Here is an 8954-nt window from a genome sequence, read left to right on the forward strand (position 1 = left end):
CGACGACCTTCAGCGTTGCAGCGCGTCGCAGGATGGCCTGCGCCAACGGGTGGGCCGACCCCTGTTCGACGGCAGCGGCCGCGAGCAACAGCACATCTTCGGTGATGCCTTCGTCCATCACCATATCCACCACCTCAGGCTTGCCGACGGTGAGTGTGCCGGTCTTGTCGAAGACGATGACGTTGAGCTTGGTGGCGTCTTCCAGCGCCGAGGCGTTCTTGAACAAGATGCCATTGGCAGCCCCCAGGCCGGTGCTGACCATCACCGCCATCGGTGTGGCCAAACCCAGCGCATCAGGGCAGGCGATGACGAAGACCGTGATGGTCAGCGTGACGGCGAACAGCAGCGGCTGGCCGACCCACCAGAACCACACCGCGAAGGTCAGCAGCCCGATGCCAATAGCGGCGACCACCAGCCACTGCGCCGCCTTGTCAGCCAGCAACTGCGCGGGCGCTTTGGAGTTTTGCGCCTCTTGCACAAGCTTGACGATCTGCGCCAGCGCGGTGTCGGAGCCGACCTTGGTGGCCTTGTATCGGAAGGTGCCGCTGGTGTTGATGGTGGCACCCGCCACCTTGGCGCCCGGGCCTTTTTGCACCGGCATCGACTCGCCGGTGAGCATCGATTCATCAACCAGTGAATCACCCGACTCGACCGTGCCGTCCACTGGGATCTTGTTGCCCGGACGGATCACGACGATGTCGCCCACCACCACGTCGGCGGTCGCCACCTCGACCTCAGCGCCTTTGCGCAGCACGAAGGCCTTGGCAGGGGTCAGTTTCAACAACGCCTTGATGGCCGACGAGGCACCCGCACGGGCTCGCATCTCCAACCAGTGGCCGAGCAGAATGAACACCATCAGCATGGAGACCGCTTCGAAGAACTGATCGCTCTCGAAAAAGAAGGTGGCGCCGACGCTGAACAGGTAACCCGTGCCCGCGCTGAGCACGACCAGCGTCGCCATGGTCAGCTTTCGTTTCAGCAGCGACCGCCAGGCCGACACAAAGAACGACCAGCTCGGGTAGACAACCGCAGCGCTGGCCAGGCCGAACAGCCACTGGTTGAGGGGCAGACCGAAGGGCGGCGCGGGGGCCGCGAACATGTTGCCCATTGGCGAGTAGATGAAGATGGGAACGGTGAACACCAGGCAAATCCAGAAGCGGTTGCGCATGTCGCGCACCATCGCCGGCAGATCCATGTTGCCGCTGTGGCCCATCTCTTGGGCCATGGCGGCAGACATGGGCGACGATGTGTCGCCGTGGCTACCGTGGCCTTTGTGGTCGGCCGCAGCCGGCGCTGGCGAGGCGGCCTTGTCTTCGGACGTTGCCGGCGAAAGCCACGACTTCAGCTTCAGAAATAGGGATGTGGCCGCCACCGGCGGCGCCGAGTCGGGAGAGGGGATTGGCTTGGGTGCATCGCCGGTGGGCGAAGCCATACCCGCCATCACCATGCCCTCAGGCATGGCATCGGCGCTGGGCGCTGGCATCGTCGCTGGTGTGGCCGCTGGTGTGGAAGAAGCGGCTGCCGGAGGCGCTTTCGTCGCGGCAGCCGCAATGGGTGCAGCCTCGATGGCATGCTCCGCCGACCCAGTGGGCGCGGCGGGCTCGTGCGCACGCAGGCGCAGAGCCGACTTGATGTCGGCCACTTCCAGTCGCGTCTCGTCATAGCGCACGGTGGCGTTTTCGGCAGCGAAATTCACGGTCACGCTTTCGACGCCAGGCACTTCGCCGATCCGCTTTTCCACCTCGTCCACGCGCAGCACCGACAGCATGGCGTGAACTTCGATAACGCTGGTCTTCATCGTGATTCCTTCTTCGGCTTCATGTGCAGAGGTTCTTGCCGGTGCCATGAAGCCGGCCGAGCGCTTGAATGGGATCAGTTCCGCGTTGCCATCTTGTGTTTGACGGGGGTCTCCTCATCGTCTGGCCCGTCATCGTTCTGCACCATCTCGCAGACGGCCGACGGCATCGACATGCCATCGCGCCAAAACCAGGCCACGGGCAGAAAGCGACCGGCCTGTGTTGCGATTTCTGTCGCGGGTCGGAAGCTCACCTCCAGGCCAGCCTCCACTTGCACGAGCCGATCGGGAAGCGGCTGGAATTCGCCGGTCTTCTCGTCGTGCATGTGCGGCATGCATATGCCCAGCCCGTGCGCGGACAGTCTGCGCAGCATCTTCTGCACTTCGGCCGATTGCATGGCTGCCTGGGCAGTTCTCAACGCCGGTGGCAAACCGAGCACGTTGCGTTGTGTTGCTGTCGTCATGGTGATCTCCTGCAGAGCAGTTGCTGGCCCATTCAAAGTGGCTGGGTCAAGTGCCACATGCGTTTGACTTCGAGGGTAGCCAACGAACCTATGCTTTCTCGGCTGCGGCTTCGGCCGGTTGGGCATCGCCAGCAGGCGCATCCGCCGGTTTGGCTGGCGGTGCATCCGGCGGTGCCGCGTCCACAGAAGCATCGGCCGCAGGTGCGCCGGCAGCACTCGCAGGTGATGCCGACTTGGAGGGCTCGGAAGGTGCGGCGGGCGGTAAATGCCCAGCGTGGCCCTCGTCCGGCGCGGTCGCAGCGGGCGGGGTTGCATCAAGGCCGCGTTGGCGCACGGCCGACTTGATATCGCTCGCCTCAAGCTGTGTTTCGTCGTAGCGCACGGTGGCATTGCCGGCCGCAAAGTTCACGGTCACGCTCTGGACACCCGGCACCTCGCCGATGCGCTTCTCGACTTCGTCGACGCTGAACACCGACAGCATGTCGTGCACTTCAATGGCGCTGGTTTTCATGGTGGATCCTTTGTGAGTGGGGTCAGCGCGCCAGGCGCTGTGACTGGATGGCGTCGGTCTACCTTCAGGCTGCACCTATCGGCATTCGCCCGTGGGGCGGCCGGTGGGCTCATGCCTCTGCCGTGTGCAGCCTGGCCGGGTAGCCAAGGCTGCTGATCGCGGACTCGATCTGGGCGGGCGTTACGCGTGCGGTGTCGGCGTCCAGGGTGGCAGAGCCGGGGCTCAGCGATACGTCAACATGACTGACGCCGTCGATCTTGCTGAGCGCGCGCTGCACGCTGCCAGTGCAGCCGCCGCAGGTCATTCCTTGGACGTCGAATTTGAAGGTTTGCATGGTGGTTTCTCCGTGGATGAACGGGGCCGGGCCCCGGGGCGAGCGCCAATGAGCAGCGGTGATTTGCACCGTCAGTCTTTGGCACCCGGGGCAGGCTCGGTGGGAGTGAGAAGCCGGCGCCAGAGTTCCGGCTTAGGAAAGAACATCGGCACGCGCTGCCGGTAGGTCTCGTACCGGGCGCCAAACTGTTGCGCCATGTTCTTCTCCTCGCGTCGAGCGAGCAGCGTGTAGGCCAGCACGATGACCGGAAACAGCGCCACCGAAAACAGGGTAGGCCAGTGCACGATGCCTTCGCCGAACAAGGCGATGAACAGCCCCGTGTACTGCGGATGCCTGACGAGCCCGTAGAGCTTGTCGTCGGCGAGGCGGTTATCGCGGCGTGCACGATAGAGCTCGCGCCAGCCTTGCGCAAACAGGCCCAGGCCGACGAAGAGCAGTGCGTAGCCCAGCACCATCGAAATCATCATGCCCAGTTCGCCCACACCGAGCAGGGTGGACCACAGGCTGGCGCTCAGGTCTGGTCGGTCGAGCCCGAAGAAGCGCGCCAGCAGGTAGATGGTCAGCGGGAACCCATACATCTCCGCGTAGAGCGCGATCAAAAAGGCCTGGACCAGACCGGCGCTGGCCCACTCTCGCCATGATTTGGGGGCCAGGTAGTGGTAGACGATCCATGAGGCGATCACGACCATGATCACCGCGATTCCCCACGCACCTGAGTGTGTGATTTCTGGGTTCATTTCAAAGTGGCCTTTGGGGTTGAAGAGTCTTCACCGCACGGGCTGGTGTGCGGCTTCTCAACTTTCAGTCCGTGGGGCTACAGGTAGGGCCGCTGTCGGTCGAGTGCGATAGATGGTGCGGCTCATGTGACCAGGGCGTCTGTGCGGTGACGAACATGCCCCGCGGCCGTCGCACCGCCTGGATTGATCTGCATCAACGATTCGCACCTGCTGCGAACCTAGGATGCGATTGCAGTCGAGGTTTGTCGGTCCCTCAGGGCGCGAAGCTCAGATGCCCGCCGCCCTTGCCGTGGGTGCGCTTGCGCACAGACGCGGTGCGGCGAAGCGCCGACAAGGGGGGCTGACCTCAGCCGCCAGCACTTGTATCGCCCGATAGAGCTGTCACGGCGCAACGTTCGGGCAAAAACCATTTCTCAACACACAGGAATTCATCATGAAATCACTTCGAGCTCTCTGCGTTGCTGCGGCCGCAACCACGTTTGGTCTCGTCGGGTGCGCGCAGACGCCTGTCGATTCCGCGGCGCATCATCCCGAGCCCACCGCGTCCACCACTGGAGGTGCGATGCCAATGGGTGGCGTCAACAGACCCATGGCACGAATGAATGAGCACATGGAGGCCATGCGCGAGATGCACCAGAAGATGGAGCACGCCAAGACGCCGGAAGACAAAAATGCCCTGATGGCGGACCAGATGAAGCTCATGCAGGGGGGCATGGCCATGATGGGTGGCATGAGCCCGGGCGGCATGATGGGCAAGGGGCCGATGTCAGGCGACATGGCCATGCCCGGTCAAATGATGGAACAGCGCATGGAGATGATGCAATCCATGATGCAGATGATGATGGACCGCATGCCGCAGGCTCCGGCCAAGCCGTGAAGATGACCACCGTTCGCCCCCCGGCGAATGCGAGGAGCGCAAGGCGCTGCTGAACCGTCACACGGGCGGGCCCGCCTGAGCGGTGCACCAGGCCGCGCCGCGATCCGACCAGGCGGCGTGGTCTTGCCGCCCAGCCTTGACATTGCCACGATGGGAGGGGCCATCTTTGGCTTTGAGCTTGCGCGCAAGCTGTCCTTACCAACGGGAGTGATGACATGAACGACACGTCGCACGATGCACGATGGATACCAGATGGCCCATCGACGGGCCGCCGCCGCTGGAAGGTTGCGGTGGTGATGCTGGCGATGATCGGCGGCTTCTATCTGTTGCGTGAGCACTGGGCGCATGTGGGAAGTTCCTGGATTTACCTCTTGCTGATCGCTTGCCCCTTGATGCACTTGATGCACGGGCACGGCGGACATGGGCAGCACAAACACCACGACGAGACGAGCGGCAGCAAACCATCGTCGTCAAAGCCGGGTTGATGCCATGAACATGCACGCACATACCGCCGCTGGATCAGCCGACGCAAAAACAAATCAAAGGGCAGAAGTGGCAGACGAATTGAAAGATCCCGTGTGTGGCATGGCGGTCACCACCGCGTCGGCCCACACTCTGAAGCACGAGGGCAAGCCTTATTACTTCTGCAGCGCGGGCTGCCTTGGCAAATTTTCGGCTAACCCACAGGCTTACCTCGGCAAGCGGGCTTCCGCCAAGACGCCAGAGGGGCATGACGCGCCAGCGCAGCCGCCCGCCACAGGTGCGATTTACACCTGCCCGATGCACCCCGAAATCCGACAAGACCACCCGGGCAGCTGCCCCAAGTGCGGCATGGCACTCGAACTGGCCATGCCCAGCCTGGACGACGACGAAAACCCCGAGCTGGCCGACTTCACTCGCCGCTTCTGGTGGACGCTGCCGCTGAGTGTGGTGGTCATGGTGCTGGCGATGGTCGGCCACCGCCTGCAGTGGTGCGAGATGGCCACGCAAAGCTGGATCGAAATGGTGCTCAGCTTGCCCGTGGTGCTCTGGGCCGGTTGGCCGTTTTTTGTGCGGGGCTGGCAGTCGTTGGTGCACCGCAGCCCGAACATGTGGACGCTCATCTCGCTGGGCACCGGCGCGGCGTTCGTCTACAGCGTCGTGGCTACAGTGGCCCCCGGCCTGTTCCCGGCCTCGTTCGTCTCGATGGGTCGGGTATCGGTGTATTTCGAGGCGGCGGCCGTCATCATCTCGCTGACCTTGCTGGGTCAACTTCTTGAACTCAAAGCGCGGTCGCAAACCTCGGCCGCGATCAAGTCGCTGCTCGGCTTGGCGCCAAAAACGGCCCGCCGCATCAATGCCGACGGCAGCGAAGAAGACGTGCCCATCACCCATGTGCATGTGGGCGACGCGCTGCGCATACGCCCTGGCGAGAAGGTGCCGGTCGACGGGGTGGTGACCGAAGGCAGCAGCGCGGTCGACGAGTCCATGTTGACGGGTGAGCCCCTGCCGGTCTCGAAGGCCGCCGGCGACAAGCTGATCGGCGCCACCTTGAACACTTCGGGGGCGCTCATCATGCAGTCCGAGCGCGTCGGCTCGCAAACCATGCTGGCGCAGATCGTGCAAATGGTCGCGACCGCCCAGCGTTCCAAGGCGCCTATGCAGCGCATGGCCGACAGTGTGGCCGGCTACTTCGTCATCACGGTGGTGGCGATTGCGCTGTTGACGTTCTTCGCTTGGGGCTTTTTTGGGCCGCAGCCCAGCTGGGTCTATGGGCTGATCAATGCGGTCGCTGTGCTCATCATTGCCTGCCCGTGCGCGCTCGGCTTGGCGACGCCCATGTCCATCATGGTGGCCACCGGCCGGGCCGCGACACAAGGTGTGTTGTTTCGCGACGCAGCAGCGATCGAGAACTTCCGCAAGGTCGATACGCTGGTGGTGGACAAGACCGGCACGCTGACAGAAGGCAAGCCGACTTTCGAGCGCGCCGTTGCGACCGCGGGCTTCGCTGAAGATGAGGTGCTGCGGCTTGCGGCCAGCTTGGATCAGGGCAGCGAGCACCCCCTGGCCGATGCCATCGTGCGTGCCGCGCGCGAACGCAAGCTGCAGCTTGAAAAGCCCGAAGGCTTTGAGTCGAGCACCGGCATTGGCGTGCGAGGCAGTGTGGGCGGCAGGCGGCTCGCGCTCGGCAACACGGCGCTGATGACCGAGCTGAAGGTGGAGGTCGAAGCCCTCAAAGAGCGTGCAGAGGCCTTACGGTCCGAAGGGGCGAGCGTGATGTACCTCGCTGTGGATGAGAAGCTGGCCGGGCTGCTGGCGGTGTCAGACCCGATCAAGGCGAGCACCGCAGAAGCACTCGCCGGCCTCAAGGCCGCCGGCATCCGCGTGGTGATGGCCACCGGCGACGGTCTCACCACCGCCAAGGCCGTAGGCGCCAAGCTCGGCATCGACGAGGTCTACGGCGAGGTGAAGCCAGCCGACAAACTGGCGCTGGTTGATCGCCTGCAGCGCGAAGGCAAGATCGTCGCGATGGCTGGTGACGGCATCAACGATGCGCCGGCCTTGGCGAAGGCCGATGTTGGTGTCGCGATGGGTACCGGCACCGACGTGGCGTTGAACAGCGCCCAGGTCACCCTGGTCAAGGGCGACTTGCGCGGCATGCTGCGGGCGCGCGAGATCTCAGAGGCGACCATCGCCAACATGAAGCAGAACCTGGGCTTCGCGTTCGTCTACAACTCGCTCGGGGTGCCGCTGGCGGCAGGCGTGTTGTACCCGTTCACCGGGTGGCTGCTGTCACCGATGGTCGCGGCGCTGGCGATGAGCTTGAGCTCGGCGTCCGTCATCACCAATGCCTTGCGCTTGAGAGCTGCCAAGCGTGACGGCATCAGCGAGAAGAATCCGCTGTGGACACCACCCCCTGCGGGTGGCTCTGGAAGTGGTGGTCATTGCCGCTGACACGGGCTTCGCCTGCCTGTGGCCCTGCGTGCGCTCGCGCACAGACCCGCGCCGGTGAGAGTGCTTCACTGGCCGCATGCGGCCCGGCCTGGTCATCAGGTCTGGACATAAAAGCGCCTTGCGCCTGCGGACCGCGAAACTTTAAGGCGACCCTTGGGTCGATCCCTCCATGAGCACAAGTACCTTGACGCCAGACATGTGCCAGCGCATCGACGCCTACTGGCGCGCGGCCAACTACCTGTCGGTCGGCCAGATGTACCTGTACGACAACCCGCTGCTGCGGCGCCCGCTCGCGCTGGCCGACATCAAGCGCATGCTGCTCGGACACTGGGGCACGACGCCGGGGCAGAATTTCATTTACGCGCACTTGAACCGCGTCATCAAGAAGTACGACCTCGACATGATCTACGTCTCGGGGCCAGGACACGGCGGGCCGGCGGTGGTGGCCAACACCTACCTCGAAGGGACTTACAGCGAGGTCTACCCCGACATCAGCCAAGACGTCGCGGGCATGCAAAAGCTCTTCAGGCAGTTCTCGTTTCCGGGTGGCATCCCGAGCCACGCGTCGCCCGAGTGCCCGGGCTCGATCCACGAAGGCGGTGAGCTGGGCTACTCGCTCAGCCATGCGTTTGGTGCGGCGTTTGACAACCCTGAGTTGATCGTCGCTTGCGTGGTCGGTGACGGCGAAGCCGAGACCGGGCCACTGGCCACCGCCTGGCACTCCAACAAGTTTCTCGACCCGGTGACTGATGGTGCGGTACTGCCGATCCTGCATCTGAACGGCTACAAGATCGCCAACCCGACGCTGCTTGCCCGCATCACCCACGAAGAGCTGGAGCAGCTGCTGCGCGGCTATGGCTGGACGCCGATCTTCGTGGCCGGCCATGAGCCGGCCTTGATGCACGAGGCGATGGCCACAGCGCTGGACCAGGCGGTCGTGCAAATCCGAACTGCGCAGATCGATGCGCGCGCCACCGGCAAGGCAGTGCGCCCGCGCTGGCCGATGATCGTGCTCGACTCGCCCAAGGGCTGGACCGGGCCGAAAGAGGTTGACGGGCTGAAGATCGAAGGCACATTCCGCGCCCACCAAGTGCCGATCAGCGACCCCGCCACCCACCCCGGCCACCTCGCTTTGCTCGACGACTGGCTCAAGAGCTACCGCGCCGAAGAGCTGTTCGACGCGCAGGGCCGGTTGATCCCCGAGCTGGCCGAGCTCGCACCGGTGCGCGCGCGGCGTATGGGCGCCAACCCGCACGCCAATGGCGGCTTGCTGTTGCGCGACCTGCACATGCCCGACTTTCG

At 64.2% G+C, this 8954-nt stretch carries 9 protein-coding genes; 4 read left to right on the forward strand and 5 right to left on the reverse strand.

Features of this window, described 5'->3' with window-relative positions:
• From AC30QB_RS22595 to AC30QB_RS22615, 5 genes are all read right to left on the reverse strand, one after another.
• Nucleotides 1-1798, reverse strand: a 1798-nt coding sequence (locus AC30QB_RS22595) for a heavy metal translocating P-type ATPase (protein ID WP_489548534.1), incomplete at its 3' end; no start/stop codon positions are given.
• 74 nt (nucleotides 1799-1872) lie between these two features.
• The gene (locus AC30QB_RS22600) at nucleotides 1873-2259 is read right to left on the reverse strand and encodes a hypothetical protein (RefSeq protein ID WP_489548535.1); all 387 of its coding nucleotides are present in this window, start codon (nucleotides 2257-2259) and stop codon (nucleotides 1873-1875) included.
• An 88-nt stretch (nucleotides 2260-2347) separates the two neighbouring features.
• Complete coding sequence (locus AC30QB_RS22605) at nucleotides 2348-2770, reverse strand: heavy-metal-associated domain-containing protein (protein ID WP_489548536.1); 423 nt, start codon at nucleotides 2768-2770, stop codon at nucleotides 2348-2350.
• A gap of 109 nt (nucleotides 2771-2879) precedes the next feature.
• Nucleotides 2880-3104, reverse strand: coding sequence for a heavy-metal-associated domain-containing protein (locus AC30QB_RS22610; protein ID WP_489548537.1), 225 nt, complete (start codon nucleotides 3102-3104; stop codon nucleotides 2880-2882).
• A gap of 71 nt (nucleotides 3105-3175) precedes the next feature.
• The gene (locus tag AC30QB_RS22615) at nucleotides 3176-3841 is read right to left on the reverse strand and encodes a methyltransferase family protein (protein WP_489548538.1); all 666 of its coding nucleotides are present in this window, start codon (nucleotides 3839-3841) and stop codon (nucleotides 3176-3178) included.
• Nucleotides 3842-4430: 589 nt separating this feature from the next.
• Here AC30QB_RS22615 and AC30QB_RS22620 point away from each other — a divergent pair.
• The 4 genes from AC30QB_RS22620 to AC30QB_RS22635 all read left to right on the forward strand — a co-directional run.
• Nucleotides 4431-4718, forward strand: a complete 288-nt coding sequence (locus tag AC30QB_RS22620) for a hypothetical protein (RefSeq protein ID WP_489548539.1) — start codon at nucleotides 4431-4433, stop codon at nucleotides 4716-4718.
• Nucleotides 4719-4933: 215 nt separating this feature from the next.
• Nucleotides 4934-5203, forward strand: coding sequence for a DUF2933 domain-containing protein (locus AC30QB_RS22625; RefSeq protein ID WP_489548540.1), 270 nt, complete (start codon nucleotides 4934-4936; stop codon nucleotides 5201-5203).
• 4 nt (nucleotides 5204-5207) lie between these two features.
• The gene (locus tag AC30QB_RS22630) at nucleotides 5208-7652 is read left to right on the forward strand and encodes a heavy metal translocating P-type ATPase (protein WP_489548541.1); all 2445 of its coding nucleotides are present in this window, start codon (nucleotides 5208-5210) and stop codon (nucleotides 7650-7652) included.
• A gap of 169 nt (nucleotides 7653-7821) precedes the next feature.
• Nucleotides 7822-8954: phosphoketolase family protein (locus AC30QB_RS22635; RefSeq protein ID WP_489548542.1), on the forward strand; the 1133-nt coding region annotated here is incomplete at its 3' end.

The organism is Rhizobacter sp. (assembly GCF_046595475.1).
Lineage (GTDB): Bacteria > Pseudomonadota > Gammaproteobacteria > Burkholderiales > Burkholderiaceae_C > Rhizobacter.

Coding starts and splice junctions, on each gene's coding strand:
- AC30QB_RS22600 (WP_489548535.1), bottom strand. CDS start 2,259: ATGACGACAGCAACACAACGCAACGTGCTCGGTTTGCCACCGGCGTTG.
- AC30QB_RS22605 (WP_489548536.1), bottom strand. CDS start 2,770: ATGAAAACCAGCGCCATTGAAGTGCACGACATGCTGTCGGTGTTCAGC.
- AC30QB_RS22610 (WP_489548537.1), bottom strand. CDS start 3,104: ATGCAAACCTTCAAATTCGACGTCCAAGGAATGACCTGCGGCGGCTGC.
- AC30QB_RS22615 (WP_489548538.1), bottom strand. CDS start 3,841: ATGAACCCAGAAATCACACACTCAGGTGCGTGGGGAATCGCGGTGATC.
- AC30QB_RS22620 (WP_489548539.1), top strand. CDS start 4,431: ATGGCACGAATGAATGAGCACATGGAGGCCATGCGCGAGATGCACCAG.
- AC30QB_RS22625 (WP_489548540.1), top strand. CDS start 4,934: ATGAACGACACGTCGCACGATGCACGATGGATACCAGATGGCCCATCG.
- AC30QB_RS22630 (WP_489548541.1), top strand. CDS start 5,208: ATGAACATGCACGCACATACCGCCGCTGGATCAGCCGACGCAAAAACA.